The sequence below is a fragment of the Dactylosporangium salmoneum genome (assembly GCF_039532525.1).
Lineage (GTDB): Bacteria > Actinomycetota > Actinomycetes > Mycobacteriales > Micromonosporaceae > Dactylosporangium > Dactylosporangium salmoneum.
In genome coordinates this window covers 365,132-386,100 of record NZ_BAAARV010000004.1, presented here as the reverse complement: position 1 = coordinate 386,100, position 20,969 = coordinate 365,132, and the positions used below count along the sequence as shown (strand labels likewise).

Sequence of the window (20,969 nt, the reverse complement as noted above, 5' to 3'; positions counted from 1 at the left end):
GCGCGCGCCGGGGCGTCCGGGTGTTCGCCGCGCGGCGGGTCGTAGTCCTGGTCCGCCTCGTCCTCGCGGGGGCGGCGGACCGCCGTGCGGCGCGGGTCGCGGGTCGGGTCGGTGCGGCGCGGCTGCTCGCTGCGGCCGCCCTGGATGACCTCCAGCGCCGGGCGGAAGGGGTCCTTGCGGCCGCCGGCCTCGACCGACGCGTCGCGGACCGAGCGGCCCCGCGGGGTGTACCGCTTGGCCTCGGACATCGTGCCGCGCAGCGGCTGGTCCGCCGTACCGTTGCCGCCGGACGATGTCGCACCCCCCGAACGGGAACGGGCGGAAGCACCGGCACCCCCCGCGCCGGCACGACCGCCCGTCCGCTGCCGGCCGGCGTCAGCCCCGCGACCGGTGGTGTCCCTGCGCTCGGCGCCCCCGCGCCGCTCGCTCCCGCCCCGCCGATCTGGAGTGTCGCCAGCCATCGTCCCGACTTCCGTTCGTCAGTCCACTATGGACTTGGGTGGAATTCCCTTGGTTACTTGCTCGGGCCCGGCATCTCCAGCTTGGTGCCGTCGGGCAGCACCAAGAAGGCCGGCGTGCGCGACGGCACGAGGCCCAGCTGCTTCGCCCGCGACGCGAGCGTCACCGGCGACTCCTTGTTGGCCAGATCGCTGCGCAGGCGCTCCTCGTCGCGGTCGAGGCTGTCCTGCTTGGTCTTCAGCGCGTCCAGCTTGAAGGCGTTCTCGGCGATCCGCGTGTTCAGCACGAGGATGCCGACCACGCCCGAGAGCACCAGCACGAGCACGAGCGCCACGAACGGCGCCCGCGGCGCACTGACCGGCGCCGGTGGCGCCACCCGCAGGCGCGGCGCCTGCTTGGTGTCGGACGCGTGCCGTTCGGGCGCGGCGCCCGCCTTCGTGGTCTCGTGCTCCGGCGCGAGAGCCGTCGCACCGTTGATCAGATAGTCCCGTCGCTGCTGCTGGTCCTGCTCATCGGCGCGCCCCGTGGTCCGGCCCCCCGACCGCGGTGCACCCTGCTGAGCCTTGCGCTGCCGGCTGGCCGGCAGTGTCGTCACGTTCATCACACCTCCCCCGATGTGTTTGTCCGGACACCCGTTGGATTATTCGGACGTTCGACGTTCCTTGCGCTCCACGGCGCGGAGTCGCACCGACGCCGCGCGCGGGTTGGCCGCTGTTTCGGCCGCGTCGGGGAGCTCGGCTCCCCGGGTGAGCGTCCGCAGCTCGGGTTCGCTGCCGGGCGGCTCGAACGGCAGCTCGACCGGCACGGTCGAGCGGGTCCGCTCCGCGATCGCCTGTTTGACCAGGCGGTCCTCGAGCGAGTGATACGACAGCACGACCAGCCGGCCCCCGGGCCGCAGCGCGTCCAGCGCCGCGGGGATCGCCCGCTCGAGGACCGCGAGCTCGCGGTTGACCTCGATGCGCAGCGCCTGGAAGGTCCGCTTGGCCGGGTGCCCGCCGGTGCGCCGGGCGGGCGCGGGGATGGACTCGCGGACCAGTTCGGCAAGGCGGGCCGAGCTGGTCAGCGGGGACTTCTCCCGCTCCCGGACGATCGACGAGGCGATGCGGGAGGCGAACTTCTCCTCCCCGTACACGCGCAGGATCCTGGCCAGGTCGCCGTGGCTGTAGGTGTTGAGCACCTCCGCCGCGGTCGTGCCCCGGGTCTGGTCCATGCGCATGTCCAGTGGCGCGTCCTGGGCGTAGGCGAAGCCGCGCGCGGCCTCGTCCAGCTGCATGGAGGACACGCCCAGGTCGAACAGGCCCGCGTCGATCCGCTCGCCGCCCAGCACCTCGGGCAGCTCGTCGTAGACGGCGTGCACGAGACGGATCCGGTCGGCGAACGGCACGAGCCGCTTGCCCGCCAGCGCCAGGGCCTGCGGGTCGCGGTCCAGGCCCAGCAGCCGGGCCTGCGGGTGCGCCGTGAGCACCGCCTCGGCATGGCCGCCGAGGCCGAGCGTGGCATCCAGGTACAGCGCGCCGGGGCGGGCGAGCGCGGGGGCGAGCAGCTCGAGGCAGCGCTCGAGCAGCACGGGCACGTGAACGTCCCGCTCCCCCATCGTCGACCCCCTGCCGGCGGCGGGTTCGCGCCCGCCGTGGTGCTGAAAACCTGCCCTTAGTGCGCGAGCGCCGTACCGCCAGCTCCCCATCCGCTCCCCCGCCCTGGCGCCGGGGAAGTGGCGTCAGGACTTCGAGAAACTCTGAGCGGCTGGAGAGCTGCCGGTACGGCGGCCTCAAAGTCGGTTACTGCAGTTGGACCTCACAGCCCTCCCGGCAGCACCCCCTCCTCGATGCCCGCAAAGTCCTCCTCGCTCTCGGCGAGGTAGGTGTCCCAGGCCTGGCGATCCCAGATCTCTACCCGGGTGCTCGCCCCGATCACGACGAGGTCGCGGTCCAGCCCGGCATACTCGCGAAGATGCTGCGGGATGGTGACCCGGCCCTGCCGGTCGGGAACCTCGTCGTGCGCGCTGGCGAAGAACACCCGGCTGTACGCCCGGGCCGCCTTGTTCGTCATCGGCGTGGCGCGAAGCTGTTCGGCGATCCGGGCGAATTCGGAGCCGGGGAACACGTAGAGGCAGCGCTCCTGTCCCTTGGTGATCACGACACCTCCCGCCAGTTCGTCCCGAAACTTGGCCGGCAGGATCAACCGGCCCTTTTCGTCCAGGCGAGGAGTGTGGGTGCCCAGAAACATGCGGCATCCACCCCTTCCCACCGCGAACGGTCCCCCCGGGGCCGGCCGAGCCCCCCGGCTCCGCCATCGCGCTCCACTGTACTCCACTTCCCTCCACCGTCAACGGAAAACCGCCCGATCCGGCGCGCCCTCCCGTGAAGAATTCCCACGTCAGACGGGGTGGAGACGGGTGGAGGACGCCGGGCGTGCCCGAACGGTGGAGGGCGTTCCCACAGCTCAAGAAATCGGGCAAACCACCCGAGGGTGCGCCCTTCGGTGCCGATGCAGCCGTCCGGGGAGCCGCGGTGGAGGGAAGTGGGGGGCCGCGGGGAGCCGGGTGGGCCCGTGGGACCGTGTGGGTGTCGCGCGCGCCGGGTAGGGTCAGCGCATCGCCGAACACCGTGGAAGCGAGATGACGGACAACAAGCTGCCGATGCGGGCCAAGCTCGCCACCTCACTGTCGCGCGGCGCTGCCGCGCTGTCACGCGCAACCGGCCGGGGCGACGGATCGGTCATCGGCGGCCGGATCGGCCTCATGATCGACCCGAACCTGCTCGCGGAGCTGGCCGCCGGCCGGCAGATCGCGCTGGTCTCCGGCACCAATGGCAAGACCACCACCACCCGGCTGACCGCCGCCGCAATGGGCGTGCTCGGCCCGGTGGCGACCAACAGCCTGGGCGCCAACATGCCGACCGGGCACACGTCCGCCCTGGCCAAGGCGGGCGCCACGCCGTACGCCGTGCTGGAGGTCGACGAGCACTACCTCAAGCAGGTGCTCGACCAGACCAGGCCCAGGGTCGTCGCGCTGCTCAACCTGAGCCGCGACCAGCTCGACCGGGCCAAGGAGGTCGCCATGATGGCGGCCCTGTGGCGCGACGCGCTGCCCGGCCGCGACCTGCACCTCGTGGCCAACGCCGACGACCCGATGGTCGTGTGGGCGGCCGCGAAGGCCGTCGCCGGGGGCACCGGGGTGACCTGGGTCGCCGCCGGCCAGCGCTTCCACGACGACTCCTGGGTCTGCCCCGAGTGCGGCGCGTCGATCGAGCGCGACGGCGAGCAGTGGAGGTGCGTGGCCGGCAACCTCAGCCGCCCGATCCCCCACTGGACGGTCAGCGGCGACGGTGTGGTGGACAACACGGGCATGTACCACCAGATCACCCTCCAGCTCCCGGGCCGGGTGAACCGGGCCAACGCGGCGACCGCACTGGCCGTGGCCGCGCACTTCGGCGTGCCGCCGGCCAAGGCGGTGCCGGAACTGGCCAAGGTGGCCTCGGTCGCCGGCCGCTACGCCACCGTGGTCCGCGACGGGCGCACCATCCGGCTGCTGCTGGCCAAGAACCCGGCCGGCTGGCTCGAGTCGTTCGACATGGCCGAGGACGTGCCGACGCTGCTGTCCATCAACGCGCGGGACCCCGACGGCCTGGACACGTCGTGGCTGTACGACGTCGACTTCTCCCCGCTGCGCGGGCGGCGCGTGCTGATCACCGGCGACCGGGCCATGGACCTGGCGGTGCGCCTCGAGGTCAACGAGGTGCGCTTCGAGCACGTCCGCTCGTTCAACCAGGCGCTCTCCCTGGTTCCGCCCGGCAGGCTCGAGGTCATCGCCAACTACACCGCCTTCCAGGACATCCGAGCGGAGCTGGACCGTGTCAACTGAGTCCCACCTGCGCCTGATCTGGCTGTACCCCGACCTGCTCTCGACGTACGGCGACCGCGGCAACCTGCTGATCCTGGCCCGCCGCGCCGACCTGCGCGGCCTGCCGGTCGAGTGCGCCGAGGTCCGCGCGGACAACCCGGTCCCCGCCGACGGCGACATCTACCTGCTCGGCGGCGGCGAGGACGGCCCGCAGGCCCTGGCCGCCCAGCGCCTCGCCGCCGACGGCAGCCTGCACCGCGCGGTCGAGCGCGGCGCGACGGTGTTCGCGGTCTGCGCCGGCTACCAGCTGCTGGGCCACTCGTTCTTCGCGAAGGGGGCGAAGTACCCCGGCCTGAGCCTGCTCGACATCGACTCGGACCGCGGCGAGTCCCGCGCCGTGGGCGAGCTGGCCGGCGAGACCCACCCGGCCCTGGGCCTGCCGACCCTGACCGGCTTCGAGAACCACGGCGGCCGCACCCACCTCGGCCCGGGCGTGAAGCCCCTAGCCAAGGTCACCACGGGCATCGGCAACGACGGCCAGTCCGAGGGCGCCTGGAACGGCCGGATCCTGGGCACCTACTCCCACGGCCCGGCCCTGGCCCGCAACCCGGCCATCGCCGACCTGCTGCTGCGCTGGGCCACGGGCATGACCATGGAGCCGATCGACGACCGCTGGCCCACGGCCCTGCGCAACGAGCGCCTCTCCGCCGTCGCGAGGTAACCCGAGCCGCGCCGGCGCCGGTACCGGGCGAAGCACAAAGGGCCGGTCCCTGACGGGGCCGGCCCTTTCGCGTGCCGGGGTCAGACGACGACGGAGACCATGCGGCCCTTGACGACGATGACCTTCTTCGGGGTCTTGCCGGACAGCTGGCCGGCGACCGCGGACAGGGCGGCGGCGCGGACCGTCTCCTCGTCGGCGTCGGCGGCGATGTCGATCTTGCCGCGGACCTTGCCGTTGACCTGGACGGGGTAGGTGACCTGCTCGGCGACCAGGTAGGCCGGGTCGGCCGCCGGGAAGTCGGCGTAGGCGACCGACGTGGTGTTGCCCAGGCGCTGCCACAGCTCCTCGGCCAGGTGCGGGGCGAACGGGGAGATCATGCGGACCAGCGGGTCGGCGATCTCGCGCGGCGTGCCGTTCGGGGACACCTGGGTGGCCCGGTTGGTCAGCTCGATCATCTTGGCGATGGCGGTGTTGAAGCGCATCTCCTCGATGTCGACGCGCACGCCGTCGATCACGCGGTGCAGCAGCCGGCGGCTCTCGTCGTCCAGGGCGTCGTCGGTGATCCGCACGGCGTCGCTCTGCTCGTCGATGACCAGGCGCCACACCCGCTGCAGGAAGCGCTGGGCGCCGACGACCGCCCTGGTCTCCCAGGGGCGGGAGACGTCCAGCGGGCCCATCGACATCTCGTAGACGCGGAACGTGTCGGCGCCGTAGCGCTCGCACATCTCGTCCGGGGTGACGACGTTCTTCAGGGACTTGCCCATCTTGCCGTACTCCCGGACGACCTCCTGGTCGCCGTAGAAGTACTTGCCGGCCTGGCGCTCCTCGACCTTCTCCGCCTCGACGTACACGCCGCGGGCGTCCTTGTACGCGTACGCCTGGATGTAGCCCTGGTTGAACAGCTTGCGGAACGGCTCCTCGGAGGAGACGAAGCCGCGGTCGAACAGCACCTTGTGCCAGAAGCGGGCGTACAGCAGGTGCAGCACCGCGTGCTCCACGCCGCCGACGTACAGGTCCACGCCGCCGACGTCGCCGGGCTGCTGCGGGCCCATCCAGTAGCGCTCGTTGGCCGGGTCGACCATCTTCGTCGCGTTGGCCGGGTCCAGGTAGCGCAGCTCGTACCACGACGAGCCGGCCCACTGCGGCATGACGTTGGTCTCGCGGGTGTACGCCTTCGGGCCGTCGCCCAGGTCCAGGGTGACCTCGACCCACTCCTTGGCCCGCGACAGCGGCGTCTCCGGCATGCTGTCGGCGTCGTCGATGTCGAACGTGCGCGGCGAGAAGTCCTCGACGTCCGGCAGCTCGACCGGCAGCATCGACTCGGGCAGCGCGATCGGCATGCCGGTCGCGTCGTAGACGATCGGGAACGGCTCGCCCCAGTAGCGCTGGCGGCTGAACAGCCAGTCGCGCAGGCGGTAGGTGATGGCGCCGACGCCGTGGCCGTTGGCCTCCAGCCACCCGATGATCTTCGCCTTGGCGTCGGCGACGCCCAGGCCGTCCAGGCTGAACCCGTCGGGACGGGTGGAGTTGATGGCGGCGCCGTCGCCGGTGTACGCCTTGCCGTCGAAGCCCTCGCTCGGCTGCACGGTGCGGATGATCGGCAGGTCGAAGACCTCGGCGAAGGCCCAGTCGCGCTCGTCCTGGCCGGGCACCGCCATGATCGCGCCGGTGCCGTAGCCGGCCAGCACGTAGTCGGCGATGAAGACCGGGATCGAACGGCCGTCGACCGGGTTGGTGGCGTAGGCGCCGATGAAGACGCCGGTCTTCTCCTTGGCGTCGGCCTGGCGCTCGACATCGGTCTTCGAGGCCGCGAACGCGCGGTAGGCGGCAACCGCGTCGGCCGGGGTGGCCGCGCCGCCGGTCCACTTGTCGTTGGTCCCCTCGGGCCAGGCGGCCGGGACCAGGTCATCGACCAGCGCGTGCTCCGGGGCCAGCACCATGTAGGTCGCGCCGAACAGCGTGTCGGGGCGGGTGGTGAAGACCCGGATCGGGGTGCCGGCCTCGGTCTCGAAGTCGACGTGGGCGCCGCGGGACCGGCCGATCCAGTTGCGCTGCATGGCCTTGACCTTGTCCGGCCAGTCCAGCCGGTCCAGGTCGTCCAGCAGCCGGTCGCCGTAGGCGGTGATCCGCATCATCCACTGGCGCAGGTTGCGCTTGAAGACCGGGAAGTTGCCCCGCTCGCTGCGCCCGTCCGGCGTGACCTCCTCGTTGGCCAGCACGGTGCCCAGGCCGGGGCACCAGTTGACCGGGGCCTCCGAGATGTACGCCAGGCGGTACCCGTCGACCACACCGCGGCGCTCGACCGCGGACAGCTCGTCCCACGCCCGGCCGTCCGGGGTGGCCCGCTCGCCGGACTCGAACTCCTCGATCAGCTCGTCGATCGGCCGGGCCTGCTGCCGGTCGGCGTCGAACCAGGAGTTGAAGATCTGCAGGAAGATCCACTGGGTCCAGTGGTAGAACTCGGTGTCGGTGGTCGCGACGCTGCGCCGGTCGTCGTAGGCCAGGCCCAGGCGGCGCAGCTGGCCGCGGTACCGCTCGACGTTGGCCTCCGTCGTGGTGCGCGGGTGCGTGCCCGTCTGCACCGCGTACTGCTCGGCCGGCAGGCCGAAGGCGTCGAAGCCCATCGGGTGCAGCACGTTGTAGCCGGCCATGCGGAAGTACCGCGTGTAGCAGTCCGTGCCGATGTACCCCAGCGGGTGCCCGACGTGCAGGCCGGCGCCCGACGGGTAGGGGAACATGTCCATCACGTACAGCTTCGGCGCGCCCGCGCGCGGGTGGGCGGGGTCGCTGAGCGGACCGGTCGGGTTCGGTGCGTGGAACGTGCCGTTCTCGGACCAGTAGTCCTGCCAGCACGCCTCGATCTCCGCCGCCATCGCCGCCGTGTAGCGGTACGGCGGGATGTCGACCGCTCCGTCGGTCACTGCCTCGCTCATGACTCTCGCCACCTCAGGGTCTCGGGATTCTCCAGCATTGTCCGGGCATGAAAAAACCCCTCGCGCAGGAGGGGTCGCCGTGCCGTCGCGTTTCAGCGCGTCAGCACGGCTCGCTAAGAAGCCGGACCACCCGGGTCATACCCGCAGTGTACCCCAGCGCGCGAGGCGGTTATCCGAGCGCCGATCCGGGCTCACCCGTCGGTCACCGAGGGTGCCTCGCCGCCGGGGCAGCTCACGGTGTACCGCAACCGCTCCCCCGCCCGGTCGAACTGGACGTGGGCGTTGGTGTGCACGCCGAGGTCCGCGGTGACGAGCCGCACGCCGGGCACGGGCAGCACCTGCAGCACGGCGGCCTTCCGCCCGGCGCACGCGGCGACGATGAGGCCACCCTCGATCGGCAGGCTCACGCTCGGCCCGGCGGTGGCGGGCGCGGGCGGGCCGCCCCGGCCCTGATCGTCCTGGTCGCCTTGGTCGTCCTGGCCGGCCGGGTTGCCGTCGGGCCGGCCGCCCACCGGGTCCGTCGCCGTAGGTGATGGAGTCGTCACGGAGGGCGCCTCGGACGGCGGCGCCGCGGAGGGAGTAGGGGTATATGGAATGCCCACCTCGCCCGCCCCCGTCCGGCCGGCGTCGGCCAGGCCCGAGGGGCGGGTGACCGCGACGGCGACCAGCAGCGCCGCGATCGCGGCGAGGACGGCGAACCCCGCGAGCACGCGCCGACGGCCGGGCTCGGGGCGGTCGGGCTCGGGGCGGTCGGGCTCGAGTCGGTCCGGCTCGTGCGCCGACGCCGCGACCGGCCGCGCGACAAGCTCCGTCGGCCCTTCGGGCGCACCCGGCTCCGGCTCCGGCGGCAGCACCGAGCATCGCGGCACGATCCCGGCCGCCTCGGCCAGGCGGGCCGCGACCACGGCGGCTGCCGGGCGGTCCCCGGCCTGCTTGGCCAGGCAGCTCATGCACAGATCGCGCACGCCGGGCGGGACCCCGGGCAGGTCGGGCAGGGGCGCCGGCGGCTGCATCATGTGCGCCGCGACCAGCTGCGTCGTCGTCTCGCTGTCCCACGGCAGCCGGCCGGTGAGGCAGCGGTACAGCAGCACGCCGAACGCGTAGACGTCGCTGGCCGGCGTGACCTCGTCGGAGGCCAGCCGCTCGGGGGCCAGGTAGGCCGGCGTGCCGAGCACGAGCTCGGCGGGGTCGGCCAGGTCCGGCACCCCCGCGACGCCGACGAGGCCGAAGTCGAGCAGCTTGGCGGCGTCGGGCGTGAGCATGACATTGGCCGGCTTGACGTCGCGGTGCACGAGATCCTCGGCGTGGGCCGCGGCCAGCCCGGCGGCCACCTCGGCGCCGATGCGCAGCGCCGCCGCCACCGGCAGCGGGCCGCCGCTGAGCCGCTCGGCGAGCGTCGGACCGCGCAACAGTTCCATCACCACGAACGGTGCGTGACCGTCCGTTTCCCCGTAGTCGTAGACGTTCGTAATGTTCGGGTGCGAAAGGCGCGCGGCGGCCCTGGCTTCCAGACGGATTCGGCGGCGCCAATCGGCGTCGGTGGCGAAGCGCGGCCCCAGCACCTTGACCGCGACCTCGCGGCCGAGCACTCGGTCACGGGCCCGCCACACGACGGACATGCCGCCCTCGCCGAGCCGCTCGACCAGCAGATACCTGTTGCCCAGCAGCCGACCAGCTTCCACGCCCCCAGTCTGCCCCAATCGACGGCGGCCGACATCTCGGGGGACCGTTTACCCGCGGTTCGACCGGGTACGTCGGGGCGCCGGAAAAAAGCTGCTAGCGGCCGGGCCGGGATGTCCGCAATGACGGAATCCCGTCCGGCGCAGTGTCAATTCCCCGGCTAGCCTGAGGGGATACGACGGCTCGTGTTGCGATCGATGACAACGTTTGCACGCAACCGGGCGGTTCACCTATGGGTCTTTACACCTAACGGTGGCCACGGCACGACCACGAGGAGGCCAGTTGACTAGGCACCGCACGTTCGAGGAACTCGGGGCACCGCTACCCGCGCCCGAGTTCCGCGCGGCGACCGACGCAATCGTCGCGAACATCGAACAGGTCATCGAGGGTAAGACCGCGACCGTGCGGCTGGCCCTGGCCGTGCTGCTCGCCGAGGGGCACCTGCTCATCGAGGATGTTCCCGGCGTGGGCAAAACCAAACTCGCCAAGGCGCTCGCCCGGTCCATCGACTGCTCGGTGCGGCGGATCCAGTTCACGCCGGACCTGTTGCCCAGCGACGTCACCGGCGTCAGCGTCTACAACCAGGAGACGCGGGACTTCGAGTTCAAGCCGGGCGCCGTGTTCGCCAACATCGTCGTCGGTGACGAGATCAACCGGGCCTCGCCGAAGACCCAGTCGGCGCTGCTGGAGAGCATGGAGGAGCGGCAGGTCACCGTCGACGCGGCGACGTACCCGCTCCAGGTGCCGTTCATGGTCATCGCGACGCAGAACCCGATCGAGATGGAGGGCACGTACCCGCTGCCCGAGGCCCAGCGCGACCGGTTCACCGCCCGGATCGCCATGGGTTACCCGGACATGGGCGCCGAGCTCGCCATGCTCGACGTGCACGGCCGCCACGACGCCCTGGACGACCTCGCCCCGGTCTCCGACTCGTCCGCGATCCGCCGCATGATCGCCACCGTCCGCGACGTGCACGTCGCCGACGCCGTGAAGCAGTACGCCGTGAACATCGTGACCGCCACCCGCGAGTCCGGCGAGCTGCGCCTCGGCGCCTCCCCGCGCGCCACGCTGCAGCTGCTGCGCACCGCCCGCGCCGTCGCCGCCATCGAGGGCCGCGAGTTCGTGCTCCCCGACGACCTGCAGGCACTCGCCGTGCCGGTGCTGGCGCACCGCGTCATCCCCACGGCCGAGGCTCAGCTGTCCCGCCGGACCACCGACGCGATCATCGCCGAGCTCGTGCACCGGCTGCCGCTGCCGTCGGACCGCCAGCCGCGCTCGCCGTACGACACCCGGGCGCAGCGGCCGCAGCAGTACGGGGGCCGCTGAGCATGCGAGAGGCGCTGCGGGGGCTCACCACCCGGGGGCGTAGTTTCCTGGCCGCCGCCGCAGCGGCCCTCATCGCCGCGCTGATCCTCGGCGAGCGCGACCTGCTGCGCGTGGCGATCCTGCTCGCCGCGCTGCCGCTGCTGTCCGCGGCGTACGTGGGGCGCACCCGCTACCGCCTGTCGTGCAGCCGCACCCTCGACCCGCACCGCGTGCAGGTCGGGGCCAGCGCGCGGGTCATCCTCCGGCTGCAGAACCTGTCCCGCCTGCCCACCGGCACCATGCTGCTGGAGGACCGGCTGCCGTACGCGCTGGGCAGCCGACCACGGCTGGTGCTGGAGAAGCTGGGCGCGCACCAGGCCAGCTCGGTGGCCTACACCGTGCGGGCCGACGTGCGCGGCCGCTACGAGGTCGGCCCGCTGGTCGTGCGGCTGACCGACCCCTTCGGGCTGTGCGAGCTGACCCGGGCCTTCCCGTCGGTCGACCGGCTCACGGTGATCCCGCAGGTCGTGCCGCTGCCGGCGGTGCGCCTGGCCGGCGAGTTCGCCGGCTCCGGGGACAGCCGGGCCCGCTCGGTCGCCGTGCACGGCGAGGACGACGCGGCCACCCGGGAGTACCGCTACGGCGACGACCTGCGCCGCGTGCACTGGCGCTCGACGGCCCGCACCGGCGAGCTCATGGTGCGCCGCGAGGAGCAGCCGTGGGAGAGCCGGGCGACCGTCGTGCTCGACACCCGGGCCGCCGCCCACCGCGGCGAGGGCCCCACGGCGAGCTTCGAGTGGGCGGTCTCCGCGGCCGCGAGCATCGCGGTGCACCTGCGCGAAGCGGGGTACAAGATGCGGCTCGTCACCGATGCCGGCGTCGACGTGGACGCGACCGAGATCGACGGCGACGGCCCGCTGCTCGACCAGCTCGCCGACGTGCGGCTGGCCCAGCGCAGCGACATCGGCACCCTCATCGAGCGGGTGCGCCGGCGCAGCGACGGCGGCCTGATCATCGGCATCTTCGGCCTGCTGTCCTCGGCCGAGGCCGAGCTGCTGGCCTCGTTCCGCTCCAACAGCGCGACCTGCGTCGCGCTGTTCATCGACTCCTCGACCTGGCTCAACCTGCCGACGGCGGCCCGCGAGGAGGCGGACAAGGCGCACGGCGTCGCGTCCCTCGCGCTGCTGCGCAGCGGCTGGCGGGTCGTGGAGGTGCCACACGGGGCCAAGCTCTCCGGGTTGTGGCCGCAGACCGGGCGAGGGTCGCAGGGCTTCGCCTGGCGGGCCGCGTCCGCGGAGAGCGTCGCTGGAGGAGTCCGGTGAACCAACGCAAGCACCTGACGCTGATCGCGGCCGGCTCGGCGTTCCTCGCCTCGCTGCCGCTGGCCAACGTCTTCGACCACTACACCTGGGCCTTCCGCGCGCTGCTCGTGGTCGCCGTCATGTGCGGCGTGGGCGTGCTGGTGCGCAGCCTCCGGGCACCGGCCTGGGCCCCGACGGCGGCGATGGCGCTGGCCGGGCTGCTGTCGCTCACCTGGCTGTACCCCAGCCACGCGGAGTACCTGGGCATCCTGCCCTCGCCGGGCACGATCTCGCACTTCGCGCAGCTGCTGCGCACGGCGTCGGAGGAGATGAGCGAGTACGCGACGCCGGTCGGCGACCGCGACGGCTTCCTCTTCCTGGCCACGCTCGGCGTCGCCGTGGTCGCGCTGCTCGTCGACGTGTTCGCCGTGGTGGTCCGCCGGCCCGCCCTGGCCGGCCTGCCCATGCTGGCGATCTACTCGGTGCCGGTCACCGTCGACACCGAGAACACCAGCGCGCTGCCCTTCGCGCTGGGCGCCGTCGGCTTCCTGTGGCTGCTCGTCACCGACAACGTCGACCGGGTCCGCCGCTTCGGCCGCCGCTTCACCGGCGACGGCCGCGACGTCGACCTGTGGGAGCCGTCCCCGCTGGCCGCGGCCGGCCAGCGGCTCGGCGCGCTGAGCGTGATCGCCGCGGTGGTGCTGCCACTCATCCCGTTCGCCATGCCGGCCGGTTTGCTCGACAGCATCGGCGCGGGGGCGGGCGGCGGCGGGGGCGGCGGCATCGGCAACGGGCACAACGGCAAGTCGGTCAGCATGTTCGCGCTGCTGTCCGGCCAGCTCAACCGGGACAAGGCGTTCGAGATGGTCAAGGTGACCGACCTCGACGACCCGCACCCCTTCTATCTGCGCTTCAACGTGCTCGAGGACCTCTCCGCCAAGGGCTTCAGCGCCCGGCCGATCAACGGCGGGGCGCCCGTCGGCAACGGCTTCGCGAAGCCCGAGTGGGAGTCGTCGGTCAAGGTCGGCACCCACCAGGCCCACATCGAGGTCACCAGCGAGCTCGCGATCAGTTATCTGCCGATCTACACCTGGCCCACCAAGATCGACAAGGTCAGCAACAACTGGGCCTTCGACCCGAGGACGGCGGTGGTGTACTCCGGGAAGGACACCAGCGCCAAGAAGTCCTACAACGTCACGTACCTGCGCCCGGACATCTCGCCGGACGAGCTGCGCAACGCCGCCCCGCTCAACCCGAACGACCCGCAGCTCAAGGACCTCGCCACGGCCCCGCCCAACGCGGTGGTCAAGGCCAAGGTGGACGAGCTCGTCAAGGGCAAGACGACGGAGTACGACAAGGTCAAGGCGATCTACGACTCCTTCTCCCCCGAGAAGGGCTTCACCTACGACACGTCGACCGGCGCGGACACCAGCGGCACGAAGATCGCCGACTTCCTGACCAACAAGCGGGGGTACTGCGCCCAGTACGCCGCCGCCTTCGGCTGGCTGCTGCGCGAGGCCAAGATCCCGGCCCGGGTGGCGTTCGGCTTCGCCCGGGGCAGCCAGGGCGCGAACAAGACCACGACGCTGACCAACTTCAACCTGCACGCGTGGACCGAGGTGTACTTCCCGGGCTTCGGCTGGCTGCCGTTCGACGCGACGCCGCCGACGGGCGTCATCGGGTCGATGACCCCGGAGTACCTGCCGGCGAACAACGCCATCAACGGCGACGACGCCCCGAACCGGCGCGGCAACCAGCCCCTGCCGGACTCGTCCTCGTCGGCCGACCCCGGCGCCGGCGGCACGCACGACAACCCGGGCGACACCGGCAACGGCACGAACCTGAAGAAGCCCTCGTTCGGCATCCAGCTGCGGGACTTCTTCCTCAGCTCCATCGGCATCACCTCGGTCAGCGTGGCCCTGCTGCTCCTGCTGCTGGCCACCCCGGCCCTGGCCCGCGCCCGCACCCGCCGGCGCCGCCTGAGCGTCGCCCCGTCCGGCCCGGCCGGCCTCTCGGTGTCCGGCGAGGGCGGCCCGGAGATGGTCGTGGTCCCGGACGAGCGCGCGATCGGCGCCGCCCGCGACGACGCCCACCGGGCCTGGGACGAGCTGCTCGACACGATGGTCGACTACCACATCCTCGTCGACGAGGCAGAGACACCCCGCGCGACCGTCGATCGGCTGGTCCGCAAGGAGCGGCTGCGCGACCGGGCCGAGTCCGGGGCGCGGATCCTGAGCACCGCGGAGGAGCACGCGCGGTACGCCCGGCGGCCCCTCACCGGCCGCGAGCTGCGCTCCGCCCTCTCGGCGGTGGAGTCGTCCTTCGCCGCGAACGCCACCGGGAAGGTACGCTTCCGGGCCCGCTTCCTGCCGCCGTCGGTGCTGCGGCGATGGCGCACGGGGATCGGCGTCCGCGCCGGCAATGCGGCGCTGGCCTTCGGGCGGGGCTGGGACTCGACGATGCGGGTACTGAGCGTGCGGCGGTTCGTGGTCCGGCGCGGAGAGCGCTGACCTCTTCCCGACGGGGACATCTCCATGCCGGAGGTGTCCCCGTCGGCTTTTTCGCGCGATAGGCCGGGCGCCGCGCGCCGCGACTTATCGGACTTCTTCGCCCGTCGAGCCTCAGGGCGCGACCCATTGACAAAAAGTTCTTTTACGTAAAGACTGATTTTCGCCATGAGAAACGTCGTCTACCTCGACCAGATCGAGCAGGCTGAGGCCCTGCTCAAGCCGCAGCGGATCGAAGTGCTGCGACAGCTCGCCGAGCCCCGGTCGTGCACCGAGGTGGCGGTCGAGCTCGACCAGACCCCGCAGCGGGTCTACTACCACGTGAAGCGCCTGCTGGAGGCCAACCTGGTGCGTCAGGTGGCCGAGCGCCGGGTGCGCGGGATCCACGAGGGGATCTACCAAGCGGCGGGCCGGTCCTACTGGCTGTCCCCGGGCTTGGTGGGCCGGATCGGACTGCGCAACACCCGCGACCAGCTCAGCCTCGGCTACCTGGTCGACCTGATGGAGGACGTGCAGGCGGACGTCGCCGCGCTCGACCTCACCAGGCCCGACCTGCCGTCGATCGGCGTGTCCGGGGACATCCGGGTGCGCCCGGATCAGCGCAAGGCGTTCCTCGACGAGCTGCAGCAGACGCTGCAGGACCTGTTCACCCGCTACGGCGGTGCCGAGGGCGACGCGTTTCGCCTGGCCGTCGCCTGCTATCCGAAGGGAGATCCCGATGACCGAGCCTGACCTGCGCCTGCGCGCGATCGTTCCGGCCCCGTTGAAGGTCGTGTACGAGGCGCTGACCGACCCGGCCGCGCTGCGGGTGTGGCTGACCGAGCACGCCGACGTCGACCTGCCCACCAAGTACGAGTTCTGGGGCCGCACCACGCCGGACGGCGCCGCGCCGCACCAGCGCGTGCTGCACGTGGACGAGCGCACCATCCGGTTCGCCTGGACCGTCGAGGGCGTCGAGTCCACGGTGCAGTTCGAGGTGGCCGAGGACGAGGACGGCACGCTGGTGACGCTGAGCCAGAGCGACCTGCCGAGCTTCGCGGACGTGCTGGCCGACAAGGCCGGTGCCCGTGGCGCGCTGCAGACGTTCTGGACGCTGGCGATCGCCAACCTGGCCGACTATCTGGCCGGCCGTGAGCCGACGCCCAAGTGCGACTTCACGTCGGCCGAGTTGCGTGCGTCTGTGGTGATCGACGCCCCGCCGGACAAGGTGTTCGAGTCGATGACCCAGCCGGAGCAGATCGTCCGGTGGTCCGGCGCCAACGTCGACGTCGAGCCCTACGTGGGCGGCCGGTTCGCCATGGGCGGGTTCGAGCTGGACCAGGCGGGCGCCAGGTTCGTCGAGTTCGAACCGGGCCGCAAGGCGACGCTGCGGTTCGCCGACGGCATGATCGACAGCTGGGAGCTGGAAGGCTCGGACGGCAAGACCCGGCTCACCGTGACGCAGAGCGGGTTCGACCCCACCAACCCGCCGTACCCGGGTTGGGCCGGCTGGATGGGCGGCATCGCCGCGCTGCGGCGCTACCACGAGCTCCCGCAGTGGCGCTCGATCTGGCGCCAGATCGAGGTCGTCGGGGTACCCGAGGGCATGTTCAGCAACGACCAGTGAGATGAGATGAGCGCCCCGGAACGCGTTCCGGGGCGCTCATCTGCGTCATTTGCGGAGTTAGTCGCTTTTCGCCGTGTCGAACATCTCGCCGAGCGGCAGGTCGCGGACCGGTCTCATCCACGCCTCGGACTCGGCGGGACCCGGGCCACCCAAGGCCGAGGCCGGTCCCGCTGTCGAGCGGCGGGGGAACAGCGGCCAGACCGGCCGCGGCCGGGGATGAAGTGCGTGGTGATCAGCGGCCGGGCGCTGGCCTCGGGTCGGGGCGCGCCTCAGCACCGCGGCCGGCGAGGCCCCTGAAGGCCGAAGGCAGGCGCGTGGTAGCCACTCGCCGGCCGCTCCGCGAGGCGGGGTGGCCGGCGCAGGCTCAGGCCGTCGTCAGAGGTCGCCCTCCGGGCGGCGGCGCCAGCGGTCCTCGAGGCGGTCCACCAGGCCACCGCGGCGCTGGCGGGTCCGGCGTGAGGCCGTGCCACCGACGGCGTGCAGGTCGGTGGTCTGGCCACGGCGGTACGCCTGGACGCCGAACGCCAGGGCGCACAGCATGACCAGGAAGCCGCCCACGCCCAGGAGTGGGATGGAAATCGCCACGCCGTAGACGAGCAGCGCCATGCCGGCCAGCAGCAGGATCCCTGCGGCGATCATCCGGCGCTTGGCATGGAACCGCGGGTCGGTGGCGCGCACCGCCGAGGCAAACTTTGGATCCTCGGCAAGCGACCGCTCGATTTGCTCGAACAGCCGCTGCTCGTGCTCCGAGAGCGGCACGGCACTCCTCCCCGGTCGCGAAGGCCGGCCCTTGAGGGACCGGCTGTCCGGCACAGCCGGACGGCTGCGTACTGGCAAGTTTACGAGGGGGTCAACCAGTCGGAAAGCGGGACGTTGGTCCGGCCGTGCCGATTTTCCGACGAGTGTGGCTCCTATGTCCTTCCATTGTGTCGTGTCCGGGACTTTCCTGCCCCCTCCCCCGCCGGTGCGGCTCCGTTTCCGTCGGTTCGCATTCCGTCACCGCGCAGCAGGCTGGCGGGCTTGACGAGACCGGCGCCGAAGCGGGCGGCGACCGCGTCGGCGGCCCGCTCGGCGTCACGCCAGCCGTGGTCGCGCTCACCCAGCGTCATCTGCCGCGGGGTGCCGTCGGCGTGCACGAGCCCCTCGACGCGCACGCCGACGAGGCGAATGCGCTCGCCGGGGCGGCCGGACTGGAACAGCGCCCACGCCAGCTCGAAGATCTCGCGGCTCACGTCGGTGGGCACGTCTACGGTGCGTGACCGGCTGAGCGTCTGGAAGTCGGCCAGCCTGATCTTGACCGAGACGGTGCGGCCGGCCTGTCCGGCGTGGCGCAGGCGGCGGGCGACCTTGTCCGAGAGGGCGAGCATCGCGCGTCGGATGGTGGACAGGTCGCTCACGTCGACGTCGAACGTGGTCTCGGCGCCGATCGACTTCTCGACGTGGTCGGGAATCACCCGTCGGGGGTCACGGGCGAGGGACAGCTCGTGCAGGTGATGGGCGGCCGCGTCGCCCACCGCCGAGCGCAGCATCCCGACCGGGGCGGCGGCGAGGTCGCCGATGGTCTTCAGCCCCAGCCGCTGGAGGCTCTCGGCGGTGCGCTCGCCGACGCCCCACAGCGCCTCGACGGGCAGCGGGTGGAGATACTCCAGCTCGCGCTCCCGCGGAATCACCGCCATCCCGTCGGGCTTGGCCCGCGTGGACCCGAGCTTGGCCAGGAACTTCGTGCCGGCCACCCCCACCGAGCAGGTGAGCCGCTGCTCCCCCGCCACCCGCCGCCGGATCAGCGCCGCGATCTCGGCCGGCCGCCCGAGCAGCCGCCGCGCGCCGGCCACGTCGAGGAAGGCCTCGTCGAGCGAGAGCGGCTCGACCAGCGGCGTCACGTCGCGGAAGATCGCCATCACGGCGCGGGACGCCTCCGTATACGCCGCGAAGTCCGGCGGCAGGAACACCGCGTGCGGGCACAGCCGCTGGGCCCGGCTGCCGGGCATCGCGCTGCGCACCCCGTATTTGCGTGCCTCGTAGCTGGCCGCGGAGACCACCCCGCGCGGGCCCGCCCCGCCGACGATGACGGGCTTGCCGCGCAGCTCGGGGCGGCGCCGGACCTCCACGGACGCGTAGAACGCGTCCATGTCCACGTGCAGCACCGTGCACCCGGAGTCGTCGGCGTCGGGCCCGAACTCGCCGGCGCCTCCGCGTGGTACCACCTGACTTCGCCCCACACGGGAACCCTAGCGGGACCCTATGACAAAATTGACGAGAACTTAGGTTTGCCTTACCTTCCAGGCATGGCCCACATCGCGATGACCTCGCCCCTGGCGCCGGTCGTCGCGGCCGTGGAGGGGCTCCGCCGCCGCCACCCGGCCCTGACCAGGTCCGTCACCCGGGGCCTGGTGATCACCCCGACGGCGGAGTGGTCACGGGCGATCGACCCCGAGGCCGCCGCGGTACTGCTCGTCGCCGGCTGGACCCGGGCCCGCCGCGTCCCGTTGCTGATACCGGGCGAGACGTTCGTGAACCGCGCCGGGCAGCTGGGCGTGCGCCGGGCCCACGTCGCCGTGCTGGCCGACGACCCGGCGGCGGGCGCGCCGGGGGTGGTGGTCGCCCGGGACCGCGCGGACCTGCTCGACCTGGTGGCGGAGCACGCGGGCGCGGAGGTGCCGGCCTGGGAGCTCGCCCGGCACGTGACCGCCCTGCTCGCCGCGACGAGCGTGGCACTCGCCGCATCGCGATAGCGGCGACCTGGCGGATCAGCGGCGGACCACCAGCAGGGGGATCTCCATCTCGGTGGCCGTGTTCGAGCCGTGGAAGGCGATCATCTCCGACAGGCGCGGCGTCTCGTGGGCGCTGGCCAGCACGATCCACCGGTCGCGGCAGACCACCACGGCGTCGCCGATGCGCTGCAGGTGGGCCTCCGGGACCTCGCCGAACCACCCCGATGCCACGGCCTCGGCGCGCGGGACGACCCAGGCCGCGTCGCCCAGGACGCCCCGCCAGGTGGCCAGCACGTCCTGCTCGGCGCCGGGGGCGGTGTGCAGGTAGCGCACCCGCGGCTCGCCCGCCACCACGGCCACGCCCTCGGTCAGGCGCGGGTCGCGGTCCAGGTCGATGCGGCGGTCCGGCGGGACGTCGAGCTGCCCGTGGTCGGCCGTCACCAGCAGCGCCGTGTCGGGCGGGAGGGCGTCGACCAGGCGGGTGAGCAGGCGATCGGCCGAGGCGGCGGCCTCCTGCCACTGCGCGCTGCCGAGACCCCAGTCGTGACCGGCGCGGTCGACGTCGGGCAGGTAGCCGTACACCAGGCGGGAGTCGGGCAGCGCGGCCAGCATCTCGTCGGCGACCGCGTCGGCGGCCACGCCGGGGCCGAGCCGGGCGCCGCGGTAGGCCGAGCGGGTGAGGCCGGTGTCGGTGAATGCCGGGTTGGTGACCACGGTCGGGGCCAGGCCCGCGTGCTGGGCGCGGGTGAACGCGGTCGGCAGGGGCTGCCACACGGCCGGGTCGGGGGCGTCGGTCCAGTGGAGGTGGTTCACGACCTGGTCGGTGCCGGGGCGGTTGAGGGTGAAGCCGACGATGCCGTGGCTGCCGGGGGCGGCGCCGGTGCCGAGGGTGACCAGGCTGACCGGGGTGGTCGACGGGAAGCCCGAGGTGATCCGGCGGGCGGTGCCGAGGCGGCCGTGCACGATGTCGGCGAGCGTCGGGGCGTGGCGGGCGGCGGCCGGGAGCTGGTGCCAGCCCAGGCCGTCCAGCAGGACCACGGCCACCCGGCGCACGCCGTCGAGCTGGGCGGCCAGGCCGAGGTGGTCCGGCTCGCCGGGGACGCCGAGCGCGTGCAGGGCGCTGGGCAGGACGTCGGCGAGGCTCTCCCGGCCGTACCGCGGCTCGACCCGCCCCAGCGCCTCCATCACGCCCCGCGGCGGGCCAGGAGGTGCAGCTGGGTGGCGATGTCGCGGTACGGCGGCGCGCCCGCCAGCGCGAGCTCGAAGGCGGCCAGGGCCTCCGGCTCGCTCTCGGCGACGGTGCCGGGGACCAGGTCGGCGACCACGCGCACGCCGTGGACCTGCTCGACCGTCAGGCCGCACTCGTCGAGCAGCGAGGTGGCGGAGTCGGCGGTGTAGCGGCGGCGCAGGCGGTCCCGCGCGTCGGAGCGCCCGTCGGGGCTCGCCAGCAGGACCGAGGCGGCGGCCAGGTGGCCGCCGATGGCCCGGGCCAGCACGGCGGCGGCCCGGTTGGCCACGACCACGCTGGCCGCGCCGCCGGGACGCAGGGTCCCGGCGAGCGCGGCCACGGCCTTGTGCGGGTCGTCCACGACCTCCAGCACGCTGTGGCAGAGGGCCAGGTCGATGGTGCCGGGTCCGACCTGGTCGGCCAGGCCGTCGGCGTCGCCCTGCACGGCCCGGACCCGCTCCCCCACGCCCGCCTCGGCGGCCCGCCGGATGAGCGCGGCGAGCGCGTCCGGACTCGCGTCGACCACGGTGACGGTGTGGCCGGCCTGGGCCAGCGGCACGGCGAAGCCGCCGGTGCCGCCGCCGACGTCGAGGACGGTCAGCGGTCGGTCGGCCCGCTCCAGCTCGCGGCGCAGGACCTGCCAGACGACGGCGGTGCGAGGCGCAGAGGACTCCACG

Annotated in this window: 16 protein-coding genes and 2 pseudogenes; 8 read left to right on the top strand and 10 right to left on the bottom strand. The window is 72.8% G+C overall.

Features of this window, described 5'->3' with window-relative positions:
* The 4 genes and pseudogenes from ABD352_RS02730 to mraZ all read right to left on the bottom strand — a co-directional run.
* Positions 1–248 (bottom strand): annotated as a pseudogene (locus tag ABD352_RS02730) (hypothetical protein); the annotation flags it as partial.
* A 266-nt stretch (positions 249–514) separates the two neighbouring features.
* Complete coding sequence (gene ftsL / locus ABD352_RS02725; protein WP_425553445.1) at positions 515–1,060, bottom strand: cell division protein FtsL; 546 nt, start codon at positions 1,058–1,060, stop codon at positions 515–517.
* Between the two features lie 63 nt (positions 1,061–1,123).
* Positions 1,124–2,053 (bottom strand): annotated as a pseudogene (gene rsmH / locus ABD352_RS02720) (16S rRNA (cytosine(1402)-N(4))-methyltransferase RsmH); the annotation flags it as partial.
* Positions 2,054–2,253: 200 nt separating this feature from the next.
* The gene (mraZ, locus tag ABD352_RS02715) at positions 2,254–2,685 is read right to left on the bottom strand and encodes a division/cell wall cluster transcriptional repressor MraZ (protein WP_344610555.1); all 432 of its coding nucleotides are present in this window, start codon (positions 2,683–2,685) and stop codon (positions 2,254–2,256) included.
* A 391-nt stretch (positions 2,686–3,076) separates the two neighbouring features.
* Here mraZ and ABD352_RS02710 point away from each other — a divergent pair, with 391 nt between their 5' ends.
* Together ABD352_RS02710 and ABD352_RS02705 are read left to right on the top strand one after the other, a co-directional pair.
* Positions 3,077–4,321, top strand: a complete 1,245-nt coding sequence (locus tag ABD352_RS02710; protein ID WP_344610554.1) for a MurT ligase domain-containing protein — start codon at positions 3,077–3,079, stop codon at positions 4,319–4,321.
* The gene (locus ABD352_RS02705; protein ID WP_344610553.1) at positions 4,311–5,021 is read left to right on the top strand and encodes a type 1 glutamine amidotransferase; all 711 of its coding nucleotides are present in this window, start codon (positions 4,311–4,313) and stop codon (positions 5,019–5,021) included. Before ABD352_RS02710 ends, ABD352_RS02705 begins: the two co-directional genes overlap by 11 nt.
* A gap of 80 nt (positions 5,022–5,101) precedes the next feature.
* Here ABD352_RS02705 and leuS read toward each other — a convergent pair whose 3' ends face one another.
* Complete coding sequence (leuS, locus tag ABD352_RS02700; RefSeq protein WP_344610552.1) at positions 5,102–7,954, bottom strand: leucine--tRNA ligase; 2,853 nt, start codon at positions 7,952–7,954, stop codon at positions 5,102–5,104.
* 191 nt (positions 7,955–8,145) lie between these two features.
* Positions 8,146–9,636, bottom strand: a complete 1,491-nt coding sequence (locus ABD352_RS02695) for a serine/threonine-protein kinase (protein ID WP_344610551.1) — start codon at positions 9,634–9,636, stop codon at positions 8,146–8,148.
* A 280-nt stretch (positions 9,637–9,916) separates the two neighbouring features.
* Here ABD352_RS02695 and ABD352_RS02690 point away from each other — a divergent pair, with 280 nt between their 5' ends.
* The 5 genes from ABD352_RS02690 (at position 9,917) to ABD352_RS02670 (ending at position 16,353) form a co-directional block, all read left to right on the top strand.
* Complete coding sequence (locus ABD352_RS02690) at positions 9,917–10,960, top strand: AAA family ATPase (protein ID WP_344610550.1); 1,044 nt, start codon at positions 9,917–9,919, stop codon at positions 10,958–10,960.
* A 2-nt stretch (positions 10,961–10,962) separates the two neighbouring features.
* Positions 10,963–12,261: a DUF58 domain-containing protein gene (locus tag ABD352_RS02685; protein ID WP_344610549.1), complete on the top strand. Its 1,299-nt coding sequence runs from the start codon at positions 10,963–10,965 to the stop codon at positions 12,259–12,261.
* Entirely contained in the window at positions 12,258–14,750 is a 2,493-nt protein-coding gene (locus ABD352_RS02680) for a transglutaminase TgpA family protein (protein ID WP_344610548.1), read from the top strand. The genes ABD352_RS02685 and ABD352_RS02680 overlap by 4 nt, the downstream gene beginning before the upstream one ends.
* A 165-nt stretch (positions 14,751–14,915) precedes the next feature.
* Positions 14,916–15,479, top strand: a complete 564-nt coding sequence (locus ABD352_RS02675; RefSeq protein ID WP_344610547.1) for a helix-turn-helix domain-containing protein — start codon at positions 14,916–14,918, stop codon at positions 15,477–15,479.
* Positions 15,466–16,353 (top strand): SRPBCC family protein, encoded by an 888-nt coding sequence (locus ABD352_RS02670; RefSeq protein WP_344610546.1) that lies wholly within the window; start codon positions 15,466–15,468, stop codon positions 16,351–16,353. Before ABD352_RS02675 ends, ABD352_RS02670 begins: the two co-directional genes overlap by 14 nt.
* A 375-nt stretch (positions 16,354–16,728) precedes the next feature.
* Here ABD352_RS02670 and ABD352_RS02665 read toward each other — a convergent pair whose 3' ends face one another.
* Complete coding sequence (locus ABD352_RS02665) at positions 16,729–17,112, bottom strand: DUF3040 domain-containing protein (RefSeq protein WP_344610545.1); 384 nt, start codon at positions 17,110–17,112, stop codon at positions 16,729–16,731.
* Between the two features lie 152 nt (positions 17,113–17,264).
* Positions 17,265–18,572, bottom strand: a complete 1,308-nt coding sequence (locus tag ABD352_RS02660; RefSeq protein WP_344610544.1) for a DNA polymerase IV — start codon at positions 18,570–18,572, stop codon at positions 17,265–17,267.
* A gap of 66 nt (positions 18,573–18,638) precedes the next feature.
* Here ABD352_RS02660 and ABD352_RS02655 point away from each other — a divergent pair, with 66 nt between their 5' ends.
* Entirely contained in the window at positions 18,639–19,085 is a 447-nt protein-coding gene (locus ABD352_RS02655) for a hypothetical protein (protein WP_344610543.1), read from the top strand.
* 15 nt (positions 19,086–19,100) lie between these two features.
* Here the strand turns inward: ABD352_RS02655 and ABD352_RS02650 are convergent, their stop codons facing one another.
* Entirely contained in the window at positions 19,101–20,249 is a 1,149-nt protein-coding gene (locus ABD352_RS02650; RefSeq protein ID WP_344610575.1) for an alkaline phosphatase family protein, read from the bottom strand.
* On the bottom strand, positions 20,249–20,968 hold the full coding sequence (locus ABD352_RS02645) for a methyltransferase domain-containing protein (RefSeq protein ID WP_344610542.1): 720 nt from the start codon (positions 20,966–20,968) through the stop codon (positions 20,249–20,251). The genes ABD352_RS02650 and ABD352_RS02645 overlap by 1 nt, the downstream gene beginning before the upstream one ends.
* Position 20,969: the final 1 nt, after the last annotated feature.

Coding starts and splice junctions, on each gene's coding strand:
- ftsL (WP_425553445.1), bottom strand. CDS start 1,060: ATGAACGTGACGACACTGCCGGCCAGCCGGCAGCGCAAGGCTCAGCAG.
- mraZ (WP_344610555.1), bottom strand. CDS start 2,685: ATGTTTCTGGGCACCCACACTCCTCGCCTGGACGAAAAGGGCCGGTTG.
- ABD352_RS02710 (WP_344610554.1), top strand. CDS start 3,077: ATGACGGACAACAAGCTGCCGATGCGGGCCAAGCTCGCCACCTCACTG.
- leuS (WP_344610552.1), bottom strand. CDS start 7,954: ATGAGCGAGGCAGTGACCGACGGAGCGGTCGACATCCCGCCGTACCGC.
- ABD352_RS02685 (WP_344610549.1), top strand. CDS start 10,963: ATGCGAGAGGCGCTGCGGGGGCTCACCACCCGGGGGCGTAGTTTCCTG.
- ABD352_RS02675 (WP_344610547.1), top strand. CDS start 14,916: ATGAGAAACGTCGTCTACCTCGACCAGATCGAGCAGGCTGAGGCCCTG.
- ABD352_RS02670 (WP_344610546.1), top strand. CDS start 15,466: ATGACCGAGCCTGACCTGCGCCTGCGCGCGATCGTTCCGGCCCCGTTG.
- ABD352_RS02655 (WP_344610543.1), top strand. CDS start 18,639: ATGGCCCACATCGCGATGACCTCGCCCCTGGCGCCGGTCGTCGCGGCC.
- ABD352_RS02650 (WP_344610575.1), bottom strand. CDS start 20,249: ATGGAGGCGCTGGGGCGGGTCGAGCCGCGGTACGGCCGGGAGAGCCTC.